Genomic DNA, 25992 nt, shown 5'->3' on the forward strand with positions numbered 1-25992 from the left:
TACAATCTTACATAAGTGAGGTCTCTTTTTCTAGGGAGTCTCGGAGCTTACACAAAAAATTTTACGCTATATATTAAGCTTGATCTATAAATCTATTTATATGTTCATAAAGCCCATAAGTTTATCTCTCAAGGCTTTACTGAAATAAGATTTTGAGTTAACCATACAAAAAAAATATACCGAGAATTCCTCGGTATATTTTAGGTCGAATCGCATTTAAGTTATTATTTTAAATTGTTTACAATTAAATCAACATTATGACGACACATATCAATAAATGTATCTCCCTCTTGACCTTCAGGTGCTAATGAATCAGAGAAAAGTTCTTGACCTTCTCCACTAACAACTTTCACTTCAAAACCTTTAGAGGCACAAGCTTCTTTTAATTTTTCCATCCGTGCTGGATCGGTTGTTGATTCAGCAAAGATTGCTTTAATTTTATTTTCAACAATAAAATCAACAGTATCATCAATATCTTTATTAGAAACCTCAGAATCGGTTGTTACCCCTTGAGGAGCACGTACTGGAATATTATAAGCTCTTGAGAAATAATTGAAAGCATCATGTGGGGTAATTAAGAAGCGACTTTCTTCTGGAATTGAAGCAATTTTTTCCTCTAATTCTTTATCTAATTCTTTCAATTGCGTAATATACTTATCGGTATGCTCCATAATTTCAGCTTCATTGTCTGGTATTAACTCGATTAGGGCTTCAGAAGCTCTTTGAGTAGCTTGTTGATAGAGATTCAAATCAAACCAGAAATGAGGATCGACAGCCATTCCCCCATCATCGTCCATTACTCCGACCTCATTCGAATCAAAATTTTCTGAAACTGCCACACCAATTGGTTCTAATTGTTCAATCATTTTTCCTTCAAAATGCAAACCATGGTATAAAACAAGATCAGCTTCTTTTAATTTTTGCAAATCTTGAGGTCTTGGCTCATACAAATGCGGATCCTCCCCTGCTGGAATAATCATTTCAATGGTTACCAGATCTCCGGCTAAGTTCTTTACCATATCTCCTAAAAATGAGGTGGTTACAGTAACCATTGGTTTTTCTTCAGCTGCAACACTCGAAGCTAAACTAACGGATGACCCCATAAACAATGCCATTGCGAACAGAAACTTAATAAACTTTTTCATACTATATCTCCTTTTTAGGTTACCCTAATTATTTTTGTAAGGTAAGTATATAATAGTAATCATTACATGTCAACAGAATTTTAGACGAATCTAAACTAATTAAAGATTTTTCCTTATTTTTTTGATAAAGGATAATTAACTTTGTAAACTTTTACCAAAGATTCCTTATTTTATTCATTTATATCTTCAATATTAAAAGAACCCACGTCCTAGTAATGGACATGGATTCTTATGCGCAAACAGATTGGCGTTAGAGGACTGAATTAAAGATTATACCTTTCTTTAAGAGATTTTACTCTTACTTGACCTTTTGAAGTTAGTTGATAAGTAGCATTCAAATTATCATGAAAAACTTCGTCATTTTTTATTAAACGGTTTGCTACTTTTTCAATTTGCTCTTGGGGCCATTGTAAATGCTCTTTTATTGATTGGAAGCCAACTTCACTCAATTCATTGACTGTATTCCTATGATTTGCCAGATGCATAATAAATAATTCTTCTTTTAAGGTCCTTTTTTGTTGAATCTTACGGACCATTTGAGTAATGAATCCATTTTTATTAAACAAGAAAGTCAATCCAAACGTGATTCCTGCAATGGTGGCTGTCATACCAGAGAGTGAAACATTTAAGCCTAAGCCGATAAAATAACCCAAAACGGAGTTAAAAATTGCATAAAGACTGGCTATCAAAAGCATATGATTTAATTTTTTTACAATGAGATAGGCTGAAGCAGCTGGTGCGATTAAGAAGGAAATAACAAGAATGGCCCCCACCGCATCAAAAGCGACAACCGTTGTGATTGAAGTTAACAACATCAAACCATAAAAGAGCATAATCTGGGTAAACCCAGCCACTTGGGCAAATTGGGCATCAAAGGTTGTGATTTTCAATTCCTTATAGAAGAGTACAATAAACAAAATATTTATGAGTAACATAACACTCATTTGAACAGCTGATTTAGCAATCGAAATACCAAAGACATCCAAACGAGTTAAGGAAGCCATTCCCACATCCCCCATTAACACAGCATCCGTATCAAGATGGACGTTCCTCCCATATTTAGTAATTAAAATAACGGATAAGGCGAAAAAGAGCGGATAGACAACACCAACCGCATCATCATTTTTTATTAAGCCGGTATTGGATAAACTCTCGACGCCCCAGACAGTAAAAACGCCTATCAAAGCGGCGCCAATTATTAATAAGGGGGATGTTAAGTCATGAGCGATAAAATAAGCTAATACGATTCCTAATAATACGGTATGAGAAATGGCATCTCCTAACATCGAAAGATTTCTCAATAAAAGGAAACAGCCAATGATTGCACAAGCGATAGCTGTCAATACCAGAATGATCAGTGATTCATAGGTAATATCAAATAATAGTAAGATATTCTCAATCATTGAATGCTCCTCCTTTTTTTGGCATGAGTGTTTTTTGAACAATTCCCTTTTTACCAAAAAGCATCGAAAGTAATGCGATAATTGATAAGGTCAAAATAATAGTTGGACCCGTACTCATACCGTTATATTTGGTAGAGATATAAGTTCCAATCACGGCAGATATACCACCAAAGATCCCCGAAAGAATTAAAACGCGCTCAAAACGATGGGTCCATTGCATCGCTGCAATGGAAGGTACAATCAAAATTGAAGCAATTAGAATGGTTCCGACAAGTTTTAAGCCTACAGCAATTAAACTCATCGTCATGACCAGAATAATACTGTAAAGAATAACAGGTTTAATACCCACTGTTTTCGCATAAACTTCATCAAAGACAAACAACTTAATTTCTTTTTTAAAGAGAATTAATATAAAAATAGAGATAAGGGCCACAATTAAAATGATTTTTAAATCATTTTCCATAATATAAGAAGCTTGACCGAAAAGGTAATTTTTTAACCCTGCTTGAGAAGCTCCTTTAAAACGCGGATTGCCAGAAATATTGCTCTTTAATACCATACCAAAACCAAAGAAAGATGATAAAATGATGGCTAGAATTGCATCTAAATTAAGTTTGGAATGTTGGTCAATGATTTGAATTAAACCGTAAGCCACTCCCCCACTAATAACGGCTCCGATCATCATGGTCATGGTATCTTTGGAGAGCGTCAACATGAAGGCTAAAACAATCCCAGGATAAGTAGCATGCCCAATTGCATCGCCAATCAGAGATTGACTTTTAAATACACTCACAGCTCCTACTGCTCCTGAAGCAGAGGCTAAAAGAAAAGTAGAAAGTGCAATTAAAATAAAGGAATAACTAGTTAAAATATCCACTTTAAATTTCGCCTCCCCAAGTCATATTCGCTTTAACTAAATGTTCATGAACAAAGACTTCTTCAGTTGGTCCCGCCGCAATTAGACGTTTATTTAAAATAATCACATGGTCAAAATATTGTTTAATAGTGTTCAAATCATGATGAACAACAATCGACGTGTGCCCCTTTTGCTGGATTCGCTTGACAAAGTCGATAAAGATTCTTTCGGTCCGCTTGTCCACTCCTGCTAAGGGTTCATCCATAAAGTAGATCTCTGCTTCTTGAGCAATGGCTCGTGCAATAAATACACGCTGTCTTTGACCACCTGACAATTGAGAAATTTGGCGGTCTTTATACTCATAAATACCAATTTCTTTTAAGGCTTGATGAGCCTTTTCATAATCAATTTTACGTGGCCGTTTAATCCATCCTAAATGAACATATCTCCCCATTAAGACTACATCTTCTACAGTGGTTGGAAAATCCCAGTTGACTTCACTGGCTTGGGGAATATAGGCGACTTTATTTTTTATGGCATCAAAATGTGTTCCCAGTATAGATACTCTTCCTGAAAGGGGCTTTTCTAATTCTAGAATCCCTTTAATTAGAGTAGACTTACCAGCACCATTAGGTCCAATAATAGCTGTTCTTGATCCTTTCATAATTTTAACGTCAATATCCCAAAGAACAGGTTGTTCTTGATAGGCCATAGTTAAATCCTCAACTTCGACGATGGCATTTTTCATAATGTTTCCTCCTATTTAATTTAATAAAAATGATACCCAAAGATTTTCAGCAAAATATCTATTTTTTAAAAGATTACTCATTATTGAAAAGTTTTAACGAACCTTTTCCATCTATTTAGTTCTTTTTCTTTTTCTGATATCCCCTCCATTTTTTATCCTTAAACTCCGATGGCCTCTTTTAATTTTATTTTAAAGTGATTAAAATGATATTAGACTATTGATAAAAATTTTTTAGTTTAGTCTAATTCGACTTAATTTAGTATAGGTATATTTATGAAAATGTCAACAATAAGACACATCTAAAAATCACTTAATAAGCATAAAATCCACTCATTTTTGATGTGAACCCCTAAACACGAGCCACAATATTTATTGTAACTATGCGGCCTGTAGCCTATAGTCAATAAGTGAAAATCCGTTTATTCTTTTCTTTTTGCGTGGGTGTATTCCGATAATCATGCGACATTTGAATTCTCCTTTATTGATGATTGGTCACTTCAATATAATATGAATTCAGTGTCGTTTTTTACTTAGACGAATGAGTGTCAAGTTCATTATAAAATCCGCCCTATATTATCATCCTTAACACCCTAAATTTTTTAAAAGCCCAAAGAGGTTTTCCCTATTACATCTGGATTTAGACAGGAGAAACGCCTCGCTTTTCTAAGGTTTTCCAACAGTAAGATCAACCCCTTCAAAACCTTCTTTTTCATCATTTCTTTCCCATTGGCAATTAGGGATGGATTTTTGATTTTAAATTGTTCTGCCGATTAAAATCAATCATCCGTCCAAGGAATGATCGTCCAAATGATTGAGGATCGAAACCTGTCGAATCCATGTATAATTGTGAGCCATTCAATTATCCTTTCCTTTCTCATTTCCTATAAACCCATAATGATTAACGCCTTTTCATAACTTTAACCAAACTCTTATTAAAATCAAAGCGGTAGGGATTGTTTACTGAATTTGAAAACGTTATACTTTTCTAAGAACAACCATGAGGAGTGAAAGCATGAAGAAATTATTATTAATTAATACCGGTGGCACGATTGCCATGTCTGAAGACCAAACCAGTGGTAAGGTATCTCCCTCATCTGAAAACCCAATTATTACCCAATCTTCTTTCTTTAACCAATTCGCTGATATCACTGTGGAAGATTTAATGAATATTCCTTCACCGCATATGAACGAAGAATTGATGCTCAATCTTAGCAATTATATTCAATCGATATCGGATCAATATGATGGCATTGTTGTCACCCACGGAACAGATACTCTGGAAGAGACAGCCTATTTCTTAGAACTAACCCTTGATATCCCCATTCCAGTCGTTTTAACGGGAGCCATGCGCTCAAGTAACGAAATTGGATCTGACGGTTTAGCCAATCTCCGCTCTTCCATCTTTGTAGCCCGTGATGAGAAGTCCCGCGGCAAAGGGGTATTAGTGGTGATGAATGAAGAAATCCATACCGCTACTTATGTGACCAAAACCCATACCACTAATGTTGCAACCTTCCAGACACCTACCTTTGGACCGATTGGATTAATTTCTAAAAACCAGGTCATTTATTTCCAAGAATCACTGCACCGTGAATATTATAAAGTTAATTCAATTAGTAAAAAAGTTGTCTTAATTAAAACTTACGCCAGCATGGGGCCCGAACTCTTTCAAACAGTCCTAGATAATAATTTTGATGGCTTAGTTATTGAAGGATTAGGCGCTGGTAATATTCCACCCGAGACACTTCCACCCATTCAACAACTGTTAGAAAAAAACATTCCTATTGTGATGGTTTCTCGAGCCTTTAACGGAGTCACTGAAGATGTCTATGACTATGTAGGCGGTGGTAAACAATTGAAACAAATGGGGATCATATTTGCGCAAGGACTTTCTGGCGTAAAAGCACGACTTAAATTATCAGCGATTTTGAACGCGGAGATAGAAGGAGAAATTGCTTCAGCCTTCCATCTATAAGCTTAATACAAAGACGACCTCCCATTGATTAACGAATCAATGGGAGGTCTTAATTTATTGGCTTAAATCCTTAAGAGTCTGCCGTCACATCCTGATATTTTTCAGGATCCTTAGCTAGCTTGTGGGTCACATAGGTGCAAGTGGAAGTAATCTTTCTTCCTTCCCTCCGGGCTTTATCGACCATTGCATTGAACAACTCGCCAGCTAGCCCCCTACCCTGGTTGGTAGGGTGAGTAAAAGTATGAGTGACCCAGATTTTATCGCCTTCGGTTAATTCATAAACCATCTGTGCCAGTGTATTTTCTTGTTCATCTACTGCAACCAACCTTCTCGAATCATCCACGATTTTCATCGAAACCCTCTTTTCTAAACCTATTTTTTAACTGAAAGTCACTTAAAACTATTATAAACAAAATGTAAGCGTTTGTAATATTAAACGACTCAATTTAACCTACTTTTAATATAGGAGAAATATAAGTATTGCTCGCTCTTAAAAGAAGCTCTAGGATGTTGGTCAATAAATAATTAAGCGGTAAAATCAAAGGAAGTTCCCATTCCTTGTGCTAAGGCCCTTTGATAGACTTCGTGAGCGACAGCTACATCCGTGGCACCGATTCCAATTGGAATACAGATGATGCGCTGATTTTTTGGATCAATCTTTTCACTCGGACTCTCAGAAAGTTCAGCCAAAGTAGCTGTGATATCTTCTTCTAAAATTTGACCTGACTGATAGAGAGGTTTTAAGATTCCACGATTAAGAGCTTGACTGACGTGGTCGACCACAATAGCATCTGCTTGATGGATCAATTCGTATTCAATTTCTTGGTAGGATCCCATTGGGAAAACGATAGTTCCTTTTTGTACCCACTCTTCTTTTATTAAAGCAACCTTAGAAGGAGTTAGGGTAAAGACCGCGTCTACTTGACAAGCCTCTTGACCGTCTTCACAGATTTTAATGGCGCCTTGGACATATTTTTGCATATCCTCTTTAAACTCTTCGGCTGTATCGTGGTGGATATTCCAAACCCTTAATTCTACTATCTCAAAAACAGTTGAAATGGCATGAGTAACCTGTCTAGCTTGTTGACCAGCGCCGAAGATACCCATTTTAACCTTAGGCTTATTAAGCATATATTTTAAAGCTACAGCTGCTTGCGCTCCGGTTCGCATATTCGAAATCCGTGTCCCATCTAATACTGAAATAAAATTACCCATTCTAGCATCGACTAGCATGATCATCGCATTAATAAAGGGTAAACCCGCTTTAGCTCGTTCTCCTGCAAAACCTCCCACAAATTTTTGACCTGCTACTTTTAGAGAGCCTAAATAAGCTGGCATGGCGTTAAGAAAGGCTTCATGAAAAGGCCAGCCTCCCGTTTCCCCCATATCCAAAGTTACCTTACCTGGATTAACCACTTGACCAGCCGCAAATTCTTTAAAAACATTGTCAATAATTTCAACGGTATCTTCCATGGTAATTAAATGCTCAATTGTGGAATCATTGATCAGTAAACTTGATTGATCCATTAAATCACCCCTTTATGATTATTGTATCATGACACTTTTCTTTTTTCGATGCTTTGAATAAATGCTTTAATGCTAGCTTGAGTTTATTTGGTTTTCGCTTGATAAGCCATAGGTTCGTCCTTTCGTAATTAATTATTTAACAATTATTATACTTTACTCATAGTACTCGACCAATTGATTGACTCTCCTTGCCTTTTAAAGCAATAGGTTCTAAAATATAAAAAAGAAGGAGGGTGGTTGAATGCGTATTTTCTATAAGAAAGTTTTTAAATTAGCACGTTTAGCTGGGAAGATTCTTTTAGAATCCAATGCCGAGGAACACCGTGTTGAAGACACGACTTTGAGAATCCTTCAAACAACTGGCCTTGACTCCCCTTCTAGCTATTCCAACACCACCGGTCTTTTTTTATCGCTAACAGATACAGACTTGGCAGAATATAGTTTTTCTGGTATTGTCCGCATAAATCAGCGACAAAACAATATCCAACACATCGCTAAAGTAAATGATATTTCTAGATCCTATGTTTCTGGCGCAATATCTGTTGATCAAGCCTATGAAGCTATGAAAAATATCAAGGATGATAAGTATGGCTTTTTAATTAAATACATTAACCTAATCCTTATGGTCCTCTTCGTCATTCTCTTTGGCGGAACTAATATCGATATGTTGGTCGCTTTTCTAATTGCTTGTCTCATACTAGCTTTAGAATATTGGCGCAAAACAACTTTTCTCACTGACTTTTTCTTTAATATCTTATCCATCGCTCTAGGATCTTTAGCCGTAAAATGGATTGATGCTAGTTTCCCTTCAACCATTCATCCAGGCATTATTTTAGGAGCTATGATCATGCCAAATTATCCAGTAACTTCAACGACCAATGCCATGCGCGATATTCTTAAAGGGAACAATCTTGCTGGTATAATCAAGGGCATTGATGCAATAATGGTCATCATTTCTCTGACTATTGGGTATACCCTAGGAATTCTTCTTAGTCAAATACTCCTGCCCTTCCTAAGCTAAAAACCGATAGCCAAAAACTGATTTTTAATTGGATTTAAAAAGCATTAATTTAATTAGATAAAGCAATAAAATATGTCCCGGATAGGCCCAATAGTGAAAGGCTTGTTGAACCCTACCACGCTTACCATTATAAAAAAGAATAAATAGACTGCTTAGAAAGACAGTGGGCATGAAATACTCAAAAGCAAAGGCTGGCAGAACGGCTAGCGCCTCTCTTAATCGTTTACCATAAGCAAAATAAAAAATTAAAGCAGCTAATAAACCAAATAAGTCATAATCTGCCATAGTTAAATATGCTAAGCCAAAGCATAAGCCGACACTCACTAAACGCATCAACCAACGATCTTTAAAATAATCCAGACTTACAAAAAGCATTAAGGCAATCAATAATTCTATGAAAACATTTTGATGGCTCCAATAAAAGACTTGATCAGCAAAGGCTAAATCAAAAGGTATTTCCGATATCACTGCTAAAAACCCCAAACGCATAAAATAACGCTTCAAATTTTTAGTATGATGATAACCTTCTAATAATAGATAAAGATAGATTGGAAAAGCTAAGCGCCCAATATTTCGCATAATTTCATAAACGCTTACCATCTGGCTTAAGAATTCATAGCTGTAATCACTCTGATGTCTAAAGATGCCCATTTCGATCAGAACAACAGCTGTATGGTCAATGATCATAAAAATTAAAGCCAACCACTTTAAATGGCCAGCTGTTAAAAAGCCTTTAAAGTTCTTCATTTTATTGTCACCCACTCATCAAATTTATTTTTAAAATTATTCTTATTATATAGAGAAAACGCTTTTAAAACAATAAAAAAATAGACAGCTAGGGGCAATGATGCTATGCCTAGCTGTCTGTTTTCATTTATTTATCCGATTCTTTTTCTAATTTAAAGCTTTCTTCATTTTCTGAATTATTGGTAAGCTTACCGTCTAACTCGTCCTTAATAATTTGTTGATTCTTATTAAAGGACTCTTCAGTAATTTGATCATAATAGATGCCGTCTAACATAAAGCCTTCACCTTCAAATTGATTAAAGGTTAGCGTTGGACGCATATCTAAGTGTGAAATTACTAGCTTACCCAAATCAAACATATTGAGATTCATCCCCACATATTTGTTAATAGCCGTCGTCATATCTATTACTTCTTTAATACCTCTGCTTTTATTTAAAGCAGATTGGGCAATACCAACTACCACTTGACGTTGACGCTTTTGACGAGCATAGTCGCCACCAGAATTGTAGCGTTCTCTAACGTAAGCAAGCGCCATCTCACCATCTAAATGTAGTTCTTGACCTTCAGTAAAACTATAACCGCTGATTTCAAAAGAAGTTGGTGGAACAACATCAATTCCTCCTACAGAATCAACTACATCAGCTAAGCCTTTCATATCAACGGTAATATAGTATGGAATTTCAATATCTAACCAGTTTTCGACTGTTTCAACTGACAATTCTGGTCCCCCAAAGGCATAAGCGTGATTGATTTTATCCATTCCTCTATCAGGAATATCAACATAGGAGTCACGAGGAATAGAGGTAATGACAATATTTTCTTCCTTAGGATTTATCGTAGCAACCATCATAACATCTGAACGCCCAACTTCTGTTCGACCTAAATCGCCCGTATCAATCCCTAAAAGTAAGACTGAGAACGGCTTATTAATATCCATAGCATGGGTAGTCACAGTAGTTGTGAATAATGATGTCATGAATAAAGCAAAGACAGTAATATATTTAATTAGTTTTTTGGACATTGTTCCATCTTCCTTTCTATAATAGCATAGTTATTATAAGTTATTTACGAGGCGATTTCTAGAAATTCACAAAAAATACTAACTTATCACTAATCACTTTAAAAACTTTGAGGCTATTTAAGAATTGACATGGCTTGAGAATATCAGATAAAAGCCGTATGATAAAATGGATTACAAACAAAGGAGATTGTCTATGAAAGTTAGAAAAGCCGTCATCCCCGCAGCAGGGCTTGGAACTAGGTTTCTTCCTGCAACAAAGGCCATGCCTAAAGAAATGCTTCCTATCATTAATAAACCGACTATTCAGTTTATTGTGGAAGAAGCCCTTCAATCAGGTATCGAGGATATCTTAATTGTGACCGGACGGTCTAAGCGGCCCATTGAAGACCATTTTGATGCCAATGAGGAGTTAGAAGCCGTCTTAGAAGCTAAAGGTAAAGAAGAATTACTAACCACTGTCAAAGATCTTAATAAGATTAACCTCTTCTTTAAACGTCAATCTTATCCAAAGGGCCTGGGCCACGCTGTTTTACAAGCCAAGAATTTTGTAGGAGATGAACCTTTTGTCGTCATGTTAGGCGATGACTTAATGACCGATACGGTTCCCTTGACCAAACAATTAATCGATAATTATAAAGATACCCATGCCTCTACTCTAGCAGTCATGTCAATCCCACCTCAAGATACCTCCAAATACGGTGTCATTGATCCGGAGCGCCAATACAAAAAAGGTGTTTATAATGTGAGACGGTTTGTCGAAAAGCCAGCACCCGAAGTCGCACCGTCCAATTTGGCTATCATCGGCCGCTACCTATTAACACCAGAAATCTTTTCACTATTAGAAACACAAACAGCTGGGGCTGGTAACGAGATTCAATTAACTGATGCCATCGATCGCTTGAATAAAATCCAACGCGTCTTCGCCCTGGAGTTTAATGGACATCGTTATGATGTAGGAAATAAATTCGGTTATATGAAGAAAGTAATAGAATATGGTCTCAGTCTTCCGGATTTACGCGATGACTTAATTAAATTTATCAAGTCCACTGTTGACGAGCGCTTATAGGAGGTTATTATGACTAAGGTTCAAGTTAAAAAAGCTGTTATTCCAGCCGCTGGTCTAGGCACGCGCTTTTTGCCAGCCACCAAGGCAATTGCTAAAGAAATCTTACCTATTATCGATAAGCCGGCCATTCAATTCATTGTTGAAGAGGCTATTGCGGCTGGGATTGAAGATATTTTAATTATTACTGGTAAAGGAAAACAAGAAATAGAAGATCATTTTGATGCCAACTTTACCCTCGAACAAAATTTAAAAGCCAAAGGGAAGGAGAAACTCCTTAAACTAGCCACTGAAACATCTAACTTAAATATTCATTATACCAGACAACACCATCCAAGAGGACTGGGTGATGCAGTTCGTCACGCCAAGGCCTTTATCGGCAATGATCCCTTCTTACTACTCTTAGGAGATGATATTATAAGGGGAGAAAATCTTTCCAAACAGATTATTGATCTCTATGCGGAAAAAAGACAAACAGTAATTGCCGGCGTTCGTGTCGATCCTGATAAGACCAAAAATTATGGTATCTTAGCTATTGAAAAAACAGCTACCCCTCACGTCTTTCAAGTCCTCGATATGATAGAAAAACCACAAGATCAACCGTCTTCAAATATGGCTGCAGCGGGGCGTTATATCCTAGAACCGACAATCTTTTCCATCCTAGACCAACTTGAAGTTGGAGCAACAGGTGAAGTGGAATTGACTGACGCCTTAATTGAATTACAAAAAACGCATCCCCTATTAGCTTACGAATATCAAGGCGAATGGTTTGAAGTAGGAGATGCTAAAGGGATGCTCAAAGCTTCTATTATATTCGCCATCGATCATCCTGAAGTTAAAGAGGAATTTATCCCTTATCTTAAAAATTTAGCTGAAAAGTTTGCGAATGAATAGTTATAAAAGCAGTGTCAATTTATGACTCTGCTTTTTATTTTAGAAATTATAAAGGCTATGGAGGTCGATAATAAATAAGAAATTTCAGAAAACACAAATAAAAATAAATTTTTTTTCTAATATTCGTGTTTTTATATTGTATAATATTGCACCACTTAAATAATAATTTATGCCGTTTTATGTAAGCGAATAAAAAACGATTGTATCCCCTATGCTATCAATAAATAACTCCATAATTATTAAAAAACTTTAACAAGTTAACTTAAAGGTTAAACTGCTATAAAAGCCAAAGCACTACGATTTCTTTTGAAAGTCATAAAAATTATGCTATAGTGGATATAAGTGCTAAAATTTTACTTTTTTTCTTAGAAAAATAGTTTAACTGTTTAATAAGTGTAAAATCAGCATTAAAACTTATGAAAGAAGGAATCTGAATGGAAGATACACCGATTGTTCGTTTTCTCGGCCTATCTTTTAACTTCAACACCTTGATAGCCACCCTGGTCGTGGTAGCCATCATCACGGTGTTGTGCTTATTAGTTAGCCGCAGATTATCAGCCAATCATCCTTCCAAATTCCAAGTTTTGATGGAAATCATCATTGAATTTGTTGAAGGCATCTGTGACTCAACCCTCGGCCAGCACCAAAGTGTTTATGTCAATCTAGGGTTGACCTTTTTCTTGTTCGTTTTTGTGTCAAACTTAATCGGACTCCCCTTTTTAATTGTGACAGAGCATGAATCATTTTGGCGAAGCCCAACGGCTGATCCTATCGTAACCATTTCCCTAGCAATTATTGCTATTTTATCAGGTCACATTTTAGGGATTAAAAAGAATGGTTTAGGAGGTCACTTTAAAAACTTTTACGCTCGCCCAAACATTTTAAAATTACCTTTACAATTGGTTGAGGAAACAATCAATACAACCACCTTGGCCTTACGTTTGTTTGGTAATATTTTTGCCGGGGAAGTTTTAGTCGGACTGATTGCTAAATTCGCTATGGTCTTCATTCCATTTACTTGGGTAATTGCCATTCCCTTACAATTTGTCTGGCAAGGCTTCTCTGTCTTTATTGGTGCTATCCAAGCTTATATTTTTACCACTTTAACTATGGTTTATTTATCACACAAAATTAATCACTAATCCAAATACAAAGGAGATTTAAATATGACTGAATTAGCTGCTGCACTTGCTGTCGGAATCGCTGCCCTAGGTGCGTCAATTGGTAACGGAATGGTTATTTCTAAAACCATCGAATCCATTTCACGTCAACCCGAATTAGACTCACAATTAAGAGCTTTAATGTTCCTAGGTGTTGGTCTGATTGAGGCTGTTCCGATTATCGCTGTTGTTATTTCCTTTATCTTAATCTTTAGCTAACCATCAACTATTTAAGGAGTGTCAATATTGGACTTTACTATTATTCTGGGCGAAGCCCTTTTAACGCTTGCATCCTTTTTGATTTTACTCTTTGTCATCCATAAATTCGCATGGAAACCCTTCAACCAAATGCTAGAAACGCGTCAGAAGAAAATTACTGACGATTGGCAAGCGGCTGAAGAAGCTAAGAATAAGAACAAGGAAGCCCTATCACAAATTGATGCACAACTAAAATCAGCTCACTTAGAAGCTGAAAAAATTATTCGTCAAGCACAAATTGATGCCAATCATCTGCGCGACAAGATGATTGAAGAAACACGTCAAGAACAAAGCAAAATGCTGCAAATGACGCAAGAAGATTTAAAACTACAAAGACAAAACTTTGCCGAAAATATGCAAGAATCATTAGTCCATATGGCAGTTGCCATGGCAGGCAAGGTCATTCGTCGTGAAATTTCAGAAGATGACCACCGTCAAATGATTCAAGAATTTATCACTCGATTGGAGGAGCTCGATGAACAACGGTAGACTTCACAAACAAGAAGACTTAGCAGAGCTCGCCCTAAAATCAGGACGACAGGTCACCTATGAAGATGACCTGCTCTTCGAACTGCTAGACATTGAAATTAATGATGAAGAAGAAGGTCAAGAAATCTTAAAAGAGTTAACTGGAGAGCGACTCTTTTTATCTTCAGCGATCCCCTTAACCAAAGCAGAAAAGCTTAAAATTGCCCGTGAATTCATGCGCATTACTGGCTTTTCTATTCGTTCTTTTACCACTATTATTAACCCAGACTTAATTATTGGTGTCCGCTTACAAAGCGAACGCTTCTACTATGAGCTTTCTGGCGGACAGATCTTGCAAACTATGCAAAATGAAATTAATATTCCGGAAAGTGAAGAGGTGATTTCTTCATGAGCACAAACGAAAAGTTTACAAAAGATGTTTTAAAACAAATCCACGACTTTGAAATTGATAAGAAGTTAGAAGAAATCGGAACCGTTTCTTATGTCGGCGACGGTATCGCCTTTTCTGAAGGATTAGACAACGCCATGTATGGTGAGATGGTTGAGTTCAATGATGGAACCATCGGCATGGTACAAAACCTTGAAAACGACCAAGTCGGAGTAATTATTTTTGGCTCCTACCATCAAATCCATGAAGGCGATATTATTCGTCGAATGAACCACACCATGGAAGTTCCCGTTGGTAAGGCCCTGCTTGGACGAGTGGTAGACGCCTTGGGACGTCCCATAGATGATAAAGGACCTATTTTAACCAACAAAACACGACCCGTCGAACAAGAAGCTCCGGGCATCATGGAAAGACAGTCGGTTAAAAAGCCTTTGGAAACAGGTATTAAGGCCATTGACTCCCTAGTTCCCATCGGAAGAGGTCAAAGGGAATTAATTATTGGAGACCGTAAAACTGGTAAAACTTCACTCGCTATCGATGCCGTCTTAAATCAAAAAGGCAAAGATGTTATTTGTATCTATGTAGCGATTGGACAAAAGGAATCAACGGTAAAAAACATTGTCAATACTCTGACCAACCGTGGTGCAATGGATTACACTATTGTAATGACTGCTTCTGCTTCCAAGCCTGCTCCTCTTTTATACATCGCTCCCTATGCGGCAACTGCTATGGCTGAGGAGTTTATGTACGAAGGAAAGCACGTCTTAATTATATATGACGATTTATCCAAACAAGCAGCAGCTTATCGTGAAATGTCCCTCTTGCTCAAACGACCACCTGGGCGTGAAGCCTATCCTGGGGATATTTTTTATCTACACTCACGTCTTTTAGAACGTTCAGCTAAATTATCGGATGAATTAGGTGGTGGTTCGATCACTTCTTTACCGATTGTTGAAACGCAAGCAGGTGATATCTCAGCTTATATCCCAACCAACGTTATTTCCATTACAGACGGACAGATCTTCTTACAAAGTGATCTCTTCTTCTCTGGCGTTCGACCAGCCATTAATGCCGGACTATCGGTTTCACGGGTTGGGGGATCTGCGCAATTAAAAGCCATGAAACAAGTATCAGGAACCTTACGTTTAGACCTAGCTTCCTATCGCGAATTAGAAGCCTTTACTTCCTTTGGATCAGACATCGATGAAATGACTGCCCGCCAATTAAGACGTGGCGAGCGCATCGTGGAAGTTTTAAAGCAAGGCCTTCACAAACCTATGCGCTCTGGCGTTCAAATCATCGTCTTCTACGCTTTAGGTAATGGTTACTTTGATAAGGTATCCGTTAATTTAATTCACCAATTAGAAGAAGTAATTGCTAATGAATTTACTACCTATCATGCCGGGCTTTTACGACAATTAGAAGATAACCAACCCCTACCAACTGAAATCGAATTAAATGGTATTTTAGACAAAGTTGTTGATAATTTTATCCTTGTTCATTCTGAAGGATCTAAAACAGGAAGTGATAAGTAATGCCGTCTTTAAACGAAATCAAACGACATATTGCTTCTACTGAAAAAACAAAAAAAATAACTAATGCTATGCAGATGGTCTCAAGAAATAAAGTCAACCATTTATTGGATATGACTCAATCTTATCAAGTCTATATTGATCATTTAAGAGAAACCATAGTGCAACTGCACTATACCTTAAAAGTCACCCCTCCTAACTTTTCCAAACCAGAAATTCGCTCTTTAATCACTCCCCGGAAAGTGAACAAAATTGGTATTTTTCTTATCTCAACTGATAAGGGCTTAGCAGGTTCCTATAATGTTAACTTAATTAAGGGGCTGGATGAGTGGATTGAAGAACAAAACTTTGATGAAGAACAAGAATTAGTTTTTTATACCCTAGGACGGACAGGTGAAAGATATTGCCGCGAACGGGGCTACAAAATTGCTCGCTCTTACTATCCGCTGTCTGACCAGCCGGGCTTTCAAGAAGCTCACTACTTCATCAGACAACTACGTTCAGCCTATGTGGAGAAAGAATGTGATGAGCTTTATTTAGCTTACAATCACTATGGAGTAGGTTCCGGTACGAATTCAAAATTTGGAGTCGATAACTTATTACCGGTAGTTTCTTTAAACCGCCGTATGGAACTTGATCCATCTTTTGATAAAAAAGAATTAATTTCGGAAGTCTTTTTAATCGAGCCCTCAATGGAAGCAGTATTAGAAGGCTTAGTTCCTCAATATATCGAATCTTTTGTCTACGGTGCCCTCTTACAGGCCAAAACAGCTGAACATTTCTCACGTATGATTGCCATGCAATCGGCCACTGAAAATGCTAAAGAAATCATTGAAGACTTGCAGTTGCGCTATAATCGCGCCCGACAAGTTAAAGTAACCAATGAAATTATCGAAATTGTTGCAGGTGCTCAAGCCCAACATAAAGAAAGAAGGAAATAAGTATGCGAATCGGACATATCAAACAAGTAATCGGACCGGTCGTGGATGTTTCCTTTCCTTTAGAATACGGAACACCAGAAATCCATCATGCCCTGGTTGTAACCGACCTTGAGGAAGTAAATGAAACATCCGACTTAAAGACGATTCTCCAACACCGAAAAGTGGTACTCGAAGTCGCTATTGATATTGGGCATGACACCGTACGTACCATTGCCATGGAAGCAACCGAAGGTTTATCACGGGGCATGGCTGTTGTCGATTTAGGTGAAGCCATTAAAGTACCCGTAGGTGAAGCTACATTGGGACGCGTATTCAATGTTTTAGGAGATACAGTCGATAATGGACCTGAACTCTTCCCAGATGTAGTCAAACATTCCATTCATGCCGATGCGCCTGAATATAGCGAACTGGCTTCAAACTTCGAAATCTTAGAAACAGGAATAAAGGTCATTGACTTATTAGCTCCCTACCTCAAGGGTGGAAAAATTGGTCTTTTTGGAGGAGCCGGTGTCGGTAAGACGGTATTAATTCAAGAATTAATTCATAACATTACCCAAGAACACGGTGGCCTTTCGGTCTTCACTGGAGTTGGTGAAAGAACGCGTGAAGGAAACGACCTCGTCCATGAAATGCGCGACTCTGGTGTTTCTAAAAATACAGCCATGGTTTTTGGCCAAATGAATGAACCCCCTGGAGCTAGAATGCGGGTAGCTTTGTCTGGTTTAACCATGGCAGAGTATTTTCGTGATGTAAAGCATCAAGATGTCTTGCTCTTTATTGATAACATCTACCGTTTTACTCAAGCAGGTTCTGAAGTTTCGGCTTTACTTGGAAGGATGCCTTCAGCAGTAGGTTATCAACCTACCTTAGCTTCTGAAATGGGAGCCATGCAAGAGAGAATCACTTCCACCAAGGCAGGATCGATTACATCCATTCAAGCAGTATATGTACCAGCCGATGACTATACAGATCCAGCGCCAGCGACTACCTTCTCTCACTTAGATGCAACCACTAACTTAGAGCGTAAATTAACCGAGCAGGGTATCTACCCAGCAGTTGATCCACTCGCCTCCTCTTCTTCAGCCTTATCTGAAGATGTTGTTGGCGAACGACACTATCGGGTAGCTCGTGGCGTTCAACAAACTTTGCAAGGCTATCAAGACCTCAAAGATATCATCGCCATCTTGGGTGTAGATGAGTTGAGTGAAGTTGAAAAACTAACCGTTAAAAGAGCCCGACGTATTCAGCTCTTCCTATCACAAAACTTCCACGTAGCAGAAGCCTTTACTGGTATTCCAGGTTCATACGTAACCGTACAAGAAACAATTGACGGCTTCGAAGGTATTCTAAATGGTGATTACGATAATCTGCCTGAAGAAGCTTTCCGTAACGTAGGAAATATCGATCAAGCCATTGAAAAAGCTAAGAAAATGGGAGTGGATTTGGATGACGCAAACGCTTAAAAATCTACAAGTTCAGATTATCTCTCCTAATGGCGTAGTCTATACCAAACGTGCCCGCAAATGTCATGTGCAAACCATTGATGGTGGTATCACCATTCTACCCAATCATATTGCCATGATGACCGTCTTAGACATCTCAACTGTTATCGTAGCACCTCTAGTCGAAGGCAAACCGGATGACTATATCGCTATTAACGGTGGACTATTGGAAATTCGGGACAACGAACTTAATATTATTGCCAACATGGCCGTTCGAGCCCTAGATATTGATGACGCCCAGACTAAAATGGAGTTGTCCATGGCTGAAGATAAGCTGAAACAAGCAGAAATCAATCAAGATATTCGCGCTTATCATTCAGCTGAAATTGAATTACGAAAAGCACTCAACCAATTGGATGCTTTCAAACATCAACATAATCAATAAAAAGAAACCTTCCGTTTTCAAATTAACGGAAGGTTTTATAATTATCTTAATTATTGCCAAAAACGTCGCGACTATAGACTTTTTCTTTTACAGCTGCTAATTGATCTGCAAGGCGATTAGCAAGAATAATATCAGCCTTTTGACAAAAGACTTCAAAATCAGCTACAACTTCTTCGCCATCAAATTGCTTTTCTTCAAGTGTCGGTTCATAGATAATTATCTCTTTGCCTTCTGCTCGCAGCTGTTTAATAATATCAAGAATAGCAGATTGACGGAAATTATCCGAATTGGATTTCATGGTCAAGCGGTAAATGCCGATTACTTGCGCTTGATGTTTTAAAACTTGTGAAGCAATATGTTCTTTACGGGTTGCATTCGAATCCACAATCGCTTGAATTAAGTTGTTTGGAACGTCTTGATAATTAGCCAGCAATTGCTTGGTATCCTTAGGCAGGCAGTAGCCACCATACCCAAATGACGGATTATTGTAGTGATCACCAATTCTAGGGTCAAGCCCTACTCCTTGGATAATGTGCTGACTGTTTAAGCCACGTACTTCAGCATAGGTGTCCAATTCATTAAAATATGAAATCCTTAAAGCCAAATAAGTATTGGAGAAGAGTTTTACTGCTTCTGCTTCAGTTGAAGGCATGGTTAAGATAGCCACTTCTTCATCCAAGCAAGCCTCAGCAAATAATTCAGCTACTGTCTGACTATGAACAGATTCATTGCCGACAATAATACGAGAAGGATGCAAGTTGTCGTAAAGCGCCTTACCTTCTCTCAAAAATTCTGGTGAGAAGATAATATCCATACCATATTGTTGACGGATTTCCTCAGTATAGCCGACAGGAATGGTTGATTTAATCACAACTACTGCCTGAGGGGCATATTCTTTAACTTTATCGAGCGCCTCTTCGACAGCTGAAGTGTCAAAGTGATTATTAGCGTCATCATAATTAGTTGGCGTAGCAATAATCACTAATTCTGCTCCACTATAAGCATAGCTAGGATCATCGGTGGCTTCTAAATTTAAAGAATGATTGGCTAGGTAATCTTCCATTTCAGCGTCCACAATAGGTGCAATTTTTTGATTGATTAAATCGACCCTTTCTTTAACAATTTCCATCGCTTTCACTTCATTATATTGAGCCAAAAGAATCGCATTTGAAAGCCCGACATAACCCATTCCTGCAACTGTTATTTTCATGACGCCACCTTATCTTTCGTTATTTTAATTCTATTATACAAAAGTTCACTCTAAGTTAAAACTAAATATCCCGTGAAGATTCAAGCAAGTGTTTCACACAAGCTTCTGCTTGCTTATAGGTCAGCTTGGTATTATTGTTACCAAATTGAGTAGAGAAAATCCAATGACCTGTTAGATATAAATGCTCCAATCGGCCAAATCTTTGACTAAGAACTTGAGTATGCGGCCAATCAACAAGAATACCACCCAATGGATTTGCTTGGATAATTCCTTCTTGATACATTTGATTAATTAAAGGATCATGTTGAGCGGCTGTCTCTAAGTTTTGATCAAAGCCGGTTGCATTGATTAAATAGCCGCTTTGATAGCGTAAGCCTTTTTGAGTGACAACGGTAAATCCTTGGGCATTCACTTCCACAGCTTTCATACCAGAAACAATCCGAATACGTCCATCTTTCAAACCTTGTAAAATAAACGCAATACTTTCAGCCGGTGTTTGACTTCTAAAATGTTCGAAAAGTCCCATAAAATCTTTAAAGAAGCGTATGCGATCTTTGGATGATAAGGCCATATTCAAGGCTGGTAGAAAGGCAGTCAACTTGCGACCATATAATTGTAAGATACTTAATCGACGGTTTTGTTGGTGGATAGCCATTAAACCTTCCCCAATGGATCCTTGACTGTATCTTTCGACTAAAGATTTCCAATCTACCCCATTGGCTTCCATATCCTCTTCAAATTGATGAAATATAGCTTCTAAAGGGATTGTTTGACCATCAGATTGGGCCAACTGCTTATCAATCCAATCTGCATTTAAGTTAAAAACCAAGTCTTCGGCATAGCGTTCAAACTTCGGTGTCGAAAAGGGCTGGTCTAAAATATAAAAAGTCACCGGATGATCAATGGTAATTGGATAGTGATCTTGTAAATAACGCATAATATCAATCCCAGTTAATCCGGATCCAATGATTCCAATTCCTTTTTGATAGTCCAAATCACTTAGAAGCTGTTCAACTGGATAAGGATGGTGAATATAGCCTTCTTGTCCCAAAAGATTATAATAATCGGCATAAGGTGGATGACCTACTGTCATTAAGACAGAATCATAAGGTCCATATTGCTTACCTTGCGCGTCATATAGATAATAAGACTTGGGGGATTTAATTTTCAGTTGATGAATACGCTGATGAACTACATGAATGATTTCGTCTTCAAAGTATGGACTAAAATAATCTTGGATATACTCACCAAAAATAGGTCTGGGTGAAAAAATATCCCTGCGGGCATATTCGGGATAATGATCTTGTAACCACCTTAGATAGTGGTCAGCGTCTTGCCATTCAAAGCCTAAATCACCGACATAGGAGTTCATTAATAATTGGTTAGAATCAGGCTCATAAGGGGAGCCTACTCCCAATTGTTTACGGTCTTCAAAAACATCCACATGATTTATCAGACCTTGGTGATTTTCTTCAAGGATTGTTTTAACGGCAGCCGCTCCAGCAACCCCTGCTCCAATAATTGCTACTTTCATAATGACCTCCATTATCTTTTTCTCAACTTCCATTATAACGAATTTGAATTCGCTTTACACTAGGAGAAAAACAAATGAAAAAAGGCCTTATTAAAAGGCCTCGTTCTCTAGCTTGCCGTTTCAATTGTTAATTGAATTTCAGGATCAATTGTTTTCAGCATATCTGTTAGCAATTTTTCAATTTGGCTTTGTGAATAATTCTGTGCTTCCTTTAATAATCCCTTAGATAAAGCTTGCTTCTCCATTTCTTTTTTTAGGTCTGATTGAAGACTCACAACATCATCCACCTTAATTGGATTAAATAGCGAACCTTCTTCATCAATGATTTCGATTGAATCATCTTCTACTTCATGCGCTAAAATTTTCGCTTGTGGGACTTTAACCACTAGGTTTTCTTCATTAGAAATGACGTCAATCTTTCCTAACTCTACCCCTGTATGAATGATACCGGAATAGGTCATCATAAACTCTGATTCAGTAAAGGGAATTTCCCAAGACTTTATCGTTTTATGCTTTTCAAATTTTCCCATATTAGTGTAGTGATATTTCATAGTGGTTAATTCCTGTGAATCTTCTAAACGATTTTTGATTAATACTAATTCTTGATCCGTTACTTGATTAGGTATGGAGTGAACAAAATGATTGAATCCGTACCAACCTATCCAAGCTACAAAAAAAAGGATGCCTACTAGTAGAAAGAAATAATTCAAGAATGTTTTAAGCGCTTGTTTCATCTATTCACCTCTTTTAAAGTTTGCCTATTTACTATCATAGCATAATCCATTCAGATAGTATCCGTCTTAAGGTGGAGAGAGGAAAAAAATGAGACTAATTCCATTAATCCGTTAGCTGAACAATTTGATAACGATAATCCCCCAAGTTGAATATTGCTTTCTTACTTGGATCGACTAAACAACTAAGCGGCAGCGCTAATTGCTGACGAAATTGCTCCATTTCTGCTCGATTATAACCGGGGCAAAGGGTATTGTTATTAACTTCCCAATGTCCTTTAACAGCAGAAGCGGGTATGTTTAAATCTTTCATGAGTTTACGCGTGAGCCAGTCTCTAGCTTTGATTTGTTGAGGCGAATAGTCTTCTTTGGCATTAGCTTCTACGGATAGATGGACACAGAAATGATTACAATTGGCTACCCCCCAAGTCATGCGTTCTAGGTCATAATTTTGGTAAATTCGTCCTTGACTATCGATATAAAAGTGATAGCCTCCACGATCCCATCCACGTTGCTTATGCCAAAAGACCTCGTGGTCTGAAATGTGACGATTTAAAGACCGTTTCACACCTGTATAGTGCCAGACAATGGTTGTGATAGCATCAAGAGTCCTGTCTTTTGCTTGTCCACCTAGAGCTTCTGACCGACGATCAATAATAAGAGGCTCATCCAATTGCTTATTTAATTCCTCCACCCTATTCACTGCTAGATTATAGCTCGTAAGATCATAGCAGTTGATAATTTCAATTAACTTATCACCATAATGGGGGTCACTGGCATAAATGCCTGTTAAAGCCCTGGCCTCTTCAAAGGAATCCTTTGCTTCGATTGCCGCTTTATAGGCCACATGCTGACGGTAAGGAGTAGAAGTGAAGAAAATAGCGTGGTCTTCAACGCCTTCTTCCAGACTCTTATAGGCGCGAAACTGTGAAACCACCATCTGGCCATTTGCTTCCAGTGAAGGATGGTCGACTACCTTACCCTGCCAGGGAGCAGATGCTTTAATACCAAAACCATTATTAGACTTTAGATAAAGTGGAGATCTCCCGCCATTTGACTCTAAGACAAATTGTGCCATCCGGGTCGCAACCGATATCGGACTTTGATATTTCTGAAAAAGTGGTGCTAAGCTAGCCATTCTTTGACTCATCCAAGCCTCTTTTATCATATTAAGGCCCCCCAACCCTTAGGCGAGTTATCATTATGATGATAGTGATAAGAGGATATTTGTAAGATAGATCCTAAAAAGATAGTTAACAAATTAATCAGCCCCACCCATTGACCTCCTTGATTCAAGTGGTACAAGTCGGCCATTCCTTGTACAAAAACAGCCAAGGCTGGTAGAAAAATTAATACGAGCCATTTGCCTAAATCATAAAAACGATTAGATAACATTCTATCACCCTTTCTATTAATTTTATATCCATTGACGACTTTCTGCCGGCCACATAAAATAATCGTTTTGATCGACCTTTTGTTTAATCGTTTGTAGCTCTTGGTTAAACGCTTCTAGTTTGGCCTGCATCCAATCAATGCGTTCAATTAGATCATGCAAGGCAGTAATCAGGCCAATTAACTTAGAAATCAAGGTAATCACTGCAATAATCGCTCCAGCATAAGAACCCAAATCAATCAAATGCATGCACAACCTCCTTTTAGTAATAAGGAGCTGAGCAAACACTCAGCCCCTCTAAAATCATGCTTAACTAAGCTTCTTCATAGGCATAAACATCGGTAACATTACGCTCAACATAGCGAGCGGCAACCGGAGTCACATACATATCTAAGCCCTGATCATCTTTGAATAAATCACAGTCAACTAGAGCCTGCATCACAGCTTCGGCAGTTTCTTTAGTAACTGAATCAGCTGGTTGATTAATCGTAATCTTACGCGTTTTACCCGCCGCATCTAAGAAAATCAATTCTAATACCATACTATCTTTCATCTTGCTTTCCCCTTTCCATCATTAAATAAAATTATAAGCATAAACAGCTTGAGCGGTATCGGTTGGATTAATGGTTAATTGATCGATTTGATCTTTAACCAACTGCACTTGATTGGGAGTAACCCCCTCAATCAAGCCTTGAATAGAGACATTAAAAGTCTTCTCCGTTGTCGGATTCATACCTTTAAGCGCTAAACGCCCTGATTTGTATTCTTTACTTTCCATTTTTCATTCCTCCTAGGTATTTATGTAAGCCGTACGATCTTACACCTTATACACACAATCAGATCATCAAAAACGGCAAGAAAAAGACAAGTTTTTAGATTTTTCTTTAAAGAGAGGACCGAGCTTAGCTGCAATACGCTTTTTATCATTGCGGAGGGTGCGCTCAGAAATGTTGCAGAGCTGGCAGATTTCACGATTGCGCCATTTTCCTTGTAAAATTAAATTGAAAATCTTACGCTCTCGTTCTTTTAGATGGTCTTTAACAGTTTGTTCCAATAAAAAGATTGATTCTTTTGAGCATTCTTCTCTCAGCTCTTCGATAAGATCTGATAAAATAACAGGATCTGTCGGGGTCACTTGATAAGTGGATTGGCGCAAACGATTGAGTAGAAACCATTTTAAACCCTTACCCGCATAAGCGATAAATTGATAGCGATGATCGATACAATTTAAGGGATCGCCTTCAAACTTTTGATAAAGCCTTATCAACTCTAACCGCATCTCTTGAAGATGGTCTTGATAATCGTTATGGTGGGTAGACAATTGGTAATGATGGAGCCAGTGATGGATGAGGGGGTCAAACATAATAATGACATTAGTTAATTCTTCAGATGATTTTTTCATTAGTCTTCCTCCTTGAATTTTGACATGAAAAAAACGGGCCGAAAGCTAAGGAATATCCTTACAATCTAGCCCGTCTAGCGGTTCTGCTTAATTCTTATTTTTATTTTTATTTTTATTTTTATTTTTCTGAGTTACCTGCGCTTCTTGAATGGTTACACTATCGGATGGAAGAAATTGAATCTTGGTTTCAATTCCTTTGCTAACAATAACAACCGTTTTCTGTTTCAAATCGAGCTCACAGACTTTCTTGTTCCTCGAATTCCTTATTTCGAGCATCCGAATCCTCCTACTATATTCAATTGAGTCCATGTGATGACTCATAGTTTCTCATCACTTTATTCAAAACACAACTTATATGATAAATGGCTTATAACAAAACAAAATAGCAAATTAAAAGACAACTAAGCGATTCTTTTTCTTATAGCTATAGGTAGCAGGCTCCCCCTTCCTCAGATTTATTGTTAAATGTTGATCAACAATTTGAATTATACATATTTTTAAAGCCTTTGCAATACTCTTAAGTTTAAAATTTTTAATAATTGAAATTTTTATTTAAAAAAGGGCCTCTTTTCCTCACTCTAAGCCGATATCATACTCTTATTAAAATAAAAACATATATTTAAGATGATATAAGCAGAAGTGTGAAGAAAAGATAGTAGCTTTGACA

30 protein-coding genes are annotated in these 25992 nt (G+C 37.6%); 12 read left to right on the forward strand and 18 right to left on the reverse strand.

Going from position 1 to position 25992, the window contains the following annotated elements:
- Positions 1-224: 224 nt before the first annotated feature.
- The 4 genes from ACQV2O_RS01075 to ACQV2O_RS01090 form a co-directional block, all read right to left on the reverse strand.
- A complete protein-coding gene (locus ACQV2O_RS01075; RefSeq protein ID WP_428874741.1) occupies positions 225-1145 on the reverse strand; it encodes a metal ABC transporter solute-binding protein, Zn/Mn family in 921 nt (306 codons plus the stop codon).
- Between the two features lie 263 nt (positions 1146-1408).
- Positions 1409-2548 (reverse strand): metal ABC transporter permease, encoded by a 1140-nt coding sequence (locus ACQV2O_RS01080; RefSeq protein WP_428873696.1) that lies wholly within the window; start codon positions 2546-2548, stop codon positions 1409-1411.
- Positions 2541-3425, reverse strand: coding sequence for a metal ABC transporter permease (locus ACQV2O_RS01085; protein WP_428874742.1), 885 nt, complete (start codon positions 3423-3425; stop codon positions 2541-2543). The genes ACQV2O_RS01080 and ACQV2O_RS01085 overlap by 8 nt, the downstream gene beginning before the upstream one ends.
- A gap of 1 nt (position 3426) precedes the next feature.
- A complete protein-coding gene (locus tag ACQV2O_RS01090) occupies positions 3427-4152 on the reverse strand; it encodes a metal ABC transporter ATP-binding protein (RefSeq protein ID WP_428874743.1) in 726 nt (241 codons plus the stop codon).
- 1012 nt (positions 4153-5164) lie between these two features.
- On the opposite strand from ACQV2O_RS01090, the gene ACQV2O_RS01095 reads away from it, so the two are divergent.
- Positions 5165-6127 carry an asparaginase gene (locus ACQV2O_RS01095; RefSeq protein WP_428873692.1) on the forward strand — a complete coding sequence of 321 codons (963 nt, stop codon included), beginning with the start codon at positions 5165-5167 and terminating at the stop codon, positions 6125-6127.
- A gap of 70 nt (positions 6128-6197) precedes the next feature.
- Here the strand turns inward: ACQV2O_RS01095 and ACQV2O_RS01100 are convergent, their stop codons facing one another.
- Positions 6198-6479, reverse strand: coding sequence for a GNAT family N-acetyltransferase (locus ACQV2O_RS01100; protein WP_428873691.1), 282 nt, complete (start codon positions 6477-6479; stop codon positions 6198-6200).
- Positions 6480-6652: 173 nt separating this feature from the next.
- Positions 6653-7654: an ornithine cyclodeaminase family protein gene (locus tag ACQV2O_RS01105; protein ID WP_428874744.1), complete on the reverse strand. Its 1002-nt coding sequence runs from the start codon at positions 7652-7654 to the stop codon at positions 6653-6655.
- Between the two features lie 241 nt (positions 7655-7895).
- Here ACQV2O_RS01105 and ACQV2O_RS01110 point away from each other — a divergent pair, with 241 nt between their 5' ends.
- On the forward strand, positions 7896-8675 hold the full coding sequence (locus ACQV2O_RS01110) for a threonine/serine ThrE exporter family protein (protein ID WP_428873689.1): 780 nt from the start codon (positions 7896-7898) through the stop codon (positions 8673-8675).
- A 24-nt stretch (positions 8676-8699) separates the two neighbouring features.
- Here the strand turns inward: ACQV2O_RS01110 and ACQV2O_RS01115 are convergent, their stop codons facing one another.
- On the reverse strand, positions 8700-9422 hold the full coding sequence (locus ACQV2O_RS01115) for a TraX family protein (RefSeq protein ID WP_428874745.1): 723 nt from the start codon (positions 9420-9422) through the stop codon (positions 8700-8702).
- A 127-nt stretch (positions 9423-9549) separates the two neighbouring features.
- Complete coding sequence (locus ACQV2O_RS01120; RefSeq protein ID WP_428873687.1) at positions 9550-10443, reverse strand: LCP family protein; 894 nt, start codon at positions 10441-10443, stop codon at positions 9550-9552.
- Between the two features lie 193 nt (positions 10444-10636).
- Between ACQV2O_RS01120 and galU the strand changes: the two genes are divergently transcribed.
- The 10 genes from galU (at position 10637) to atpC (ending at position 19055) form a co-directional block, all read left to right on the forward strand.
- Positions 10637-11509, forward strand: coding sequence for a UTP--glucose-1-phosphate uridylyltransferase GalU (gene galU, locus ACQV2O_RS01125; protein ID WP_428874746.1), 873 nt, complete (start codon positions 10637-10639; stop codon positions 11507-11509).
- Between the two features lie 9 nt (positions 11510-11518).
- Entirely contained in the window at positions 11519-12400 is an 882-nt protein-coding gene (locus ACQV2O_RS01130) for a UTP--glucose-1-phosphate uridylyltransferase (RefSeq protein ID WP_428873685.1), read from the forward strand.
- Between the two features lie 434 nt (positions 12401-12834).
- The gene (gene atpB, locus ACQV2O_RS01135) at positions 12835-13542 is read left to right on the forward strand and encodes a F0F1 ATP synthase subunit A (protein WP_428873684.1); all 708 of its coding nucleotides are present in this window, start codon (positions 12835-12837) and stop codon (positions 13540-13542) included.
- Between the two features lie 24 nt (positions 13543-13566).
- Entirely contained in the window at positions 13567-13779 is a 213-nt protein-coding gene (atpE, locus tag ACQV2O_RS01140; RefSeq protein WP_258435918.1) for a F0F1 ATP synthase subunit C, read from the forward strand.
- A gap of 27 nt (positions 13780-13806) precedes the next feature.
- Positions 13807-14307 carry a F0F1 ATP synthase subunit B gene (atpF, locus tag ACQV2O_RS01145; RefSeq protein ID WP_428874747.1) on the forward strand — a complete coding sequence of 167 codons (501 nt, stop codon included), beginning with the start codon at positions 13807-13809 and terminating at the stop codon, positions 14305-14307.
- Positions 14294-14698 (forward strand): hypothetical protein, encoded by a 405-nt coding sequence (locus ACQV2O_RS01150; protein WP_258435920.1) that lies wholly within the window; start codon positions 14294-14296, stop codon positions 14696-14698. The genes atpF and ACQV2O_RS01150 overlap by 14 nt, the downstream gene beginning before the upstream one ends.
- Positions 14695-16230, forward strand: coding sequence for a F0F1 ATP synthase subunit alpha (atpA, locus tag ACQV2O_RS01155; RefSeq protein WP_428873682.1), 1536 nt, complete (start codon positions 14695-14697; stop codon positions 16228-16230). Before ACQV2O_RS01150 ends, atpA begins: the two co-directional genes overlap by 4 nt.
- The gene (gene atpG / locus ACQV2O_RS01160) at positions 16230-17168 is read left to right on the forward strand and encodes an ATP synthase F1 subunit gamma (RefSeq protein WP_428873681.1); all 939 of its coding nucleotides are present in this window, start codon (positions 16230-16232) and stop codon (positions 17166-17168) included. The genes atpA and atpG overlap by 1 nt, the downstream gene beginning before the upstream one ends.
- Positions 17169-17170: 2 nt before the next feature.
- On the forward strand, positions 17171-18631 hold the full coding sequence (gene atpD, locus ACQV2O_RS01165) for a F0F1 ATP synthase subunit beta (protein WP_428873680.1): 1461 nt from the start codon (positions 17171-17173) through the stop codon (positions 18629-18631).
- Positions 18615-19055 carry an ATP synthase F1 subunit epsilon gene (gene atpC / locus ACQV2O_RS01170; RefSeq protein WP_428873679.1) on the forward strand — a complete coding sequence of 147 codons (441 nt, stop codon included), beginning with the start codon at positions 18615-18617 and terminating at the stop codon, positions 19053-19055. The genes atpD and atpC overlap by 17 nt, the downstream gene beginning before the upstream one ends.
- Positions 19056-19101: 46 nt before the next feature.
- On the opposite strand, the gene ACQV2O_RS01175 is transcribed toward atpC, so the two are convergent.
- From ACQV2O_RS01175 to ACQV2O_RS01220, 10 genes are all read right to left on the reverse strand, one after another.
- Positions 19102-20265 carry a nucleotide sugar dehydrogenase gene (locus ACQV2O_RS01175; protein ID WP_428874748.1) on the reverse strand — a complete coding sequence of 388 codons (1164 nt, stop codon included), beginning with the start codon at positions 20263-20265 and terminating at the stop codon, positions 19102-19104.
- 61 nt (positions 20266-20326) lie between these two features.
- Positions 20327-21799, reverse strand: coding sequence for an FAD/NAD(P)-binding protein (locus tag ACQV2O_RS01180; protein ID WP_428874749.1), 1473 nt, complete (start codon positions 21797-21799; stop codon positions 20327-20329).
- 107 nt (positions 21800-21906) lie between these two features.
- Positions 21907-22533: a DUF4230 domain-containing protein gene (locus ACQV2O_RS01185; RefSeq protein ID WP_428873676.1), complete on the reverse strand. Its 627-nt coding sequence runs from the start codon at positions 22531-22533 to the stop codon at positions 21907-21909.
- Between the two features lie 103 nt (positions 22534-22636).
- Complete coding sequence (locus ACQV2O_RS01190) at positions 22637-23698, reverse strand: glucosaminidase domain-containing protein (RefSeq protein ID WP_428874750.1); 1062 nt, start codon at positions 23696-23698, stop codon at positions 22637-22639.
- Positions 23695-23925 carry a phage holin gene (locus ACQV2O_RS01195; RefSeq protein ID WP_428873674.1) on the reverse strand — a complete coding sequence of 77 codons (231 nt, stop codon included), beginning with the start codon at positions 23923-23925 and terminating at the stop codon, positions 23695-23697. The genes ACQV2O_RS01190 and ACQV2O_RS01195 overlap by 4 nt, the downstream gene beginning before the upstream one ends.
- Before the next feature lie 22 nt (positions 23926-23947).
- Positions 23948-24172: a hypothetical protein gene (locus ACQV2O_RS01200; RefSeq protein ID WP_428873673.1), complete on the reverse strand. Its 225-nt coding sequence runs from the start codon at positions 24170-24172 to the stop codon at positions 23948-23950.
- 64 nt (positions 24173-24236) lie between these two features.
- Positions 24237-24476: a DUF2922 domain-containing protein gene (locus ACQV2O_RS01205; RefSeq protein WP_428873672.1), complete on the reverse strand. Its 240-nt coding sequence runs from the start codon at positions 24474-24476 to the stop codon at positions 24237-24239.
- 21 nt (positions 24477-24497) lie between these two features.
- Entirely contained in the window at positions 24498-24701 is a 204-nt protein-coding gene (locus tag ACQV2O_RS01210) for a hypothetical protein (RefSeq protein WP_428873671.1), read from the reverse strand.
- Positions 24702-24767: 66 nt separating this feature from the next.
- Positions 24768-25325 carry a sigma-70 family RNA polymerase sigma factor gene (locus ACQV2O_RS01215; protein ID WP_428873670.1) on the reverse strand — a complete coding sequence of 186 codons (558 nt, stop codon included), beginning with the start codon at positions 25323-25325 and terminating at the stop codon, positions 24768-24770.
- An 87-nt stretch (positions 25326-25412) separates the two neighbouring features.
- Positions 25413-25601 carry a hypothetical protein gene (locus ACQV2O_RS01220; protein WP_428873669.1) on the reverse strand — a complete coding sequence of 63 codons (189 nt, stop codon included), beginning with the start codon at positions 25599-25601 and terminating at the stop codon, positions 25413-25415.
- Positions 25602-25992 lie beyond the last annotated feature (391 nt).

Origin of the sequence: Facklamia sp. P13055, assembly GCF_050409445.1 — a bacterium.
Taxonomy (GTDB): Bacteria; Bacillota; Bacilli; order Lactobacillales; family Aerococcaceae; genus Facklamia.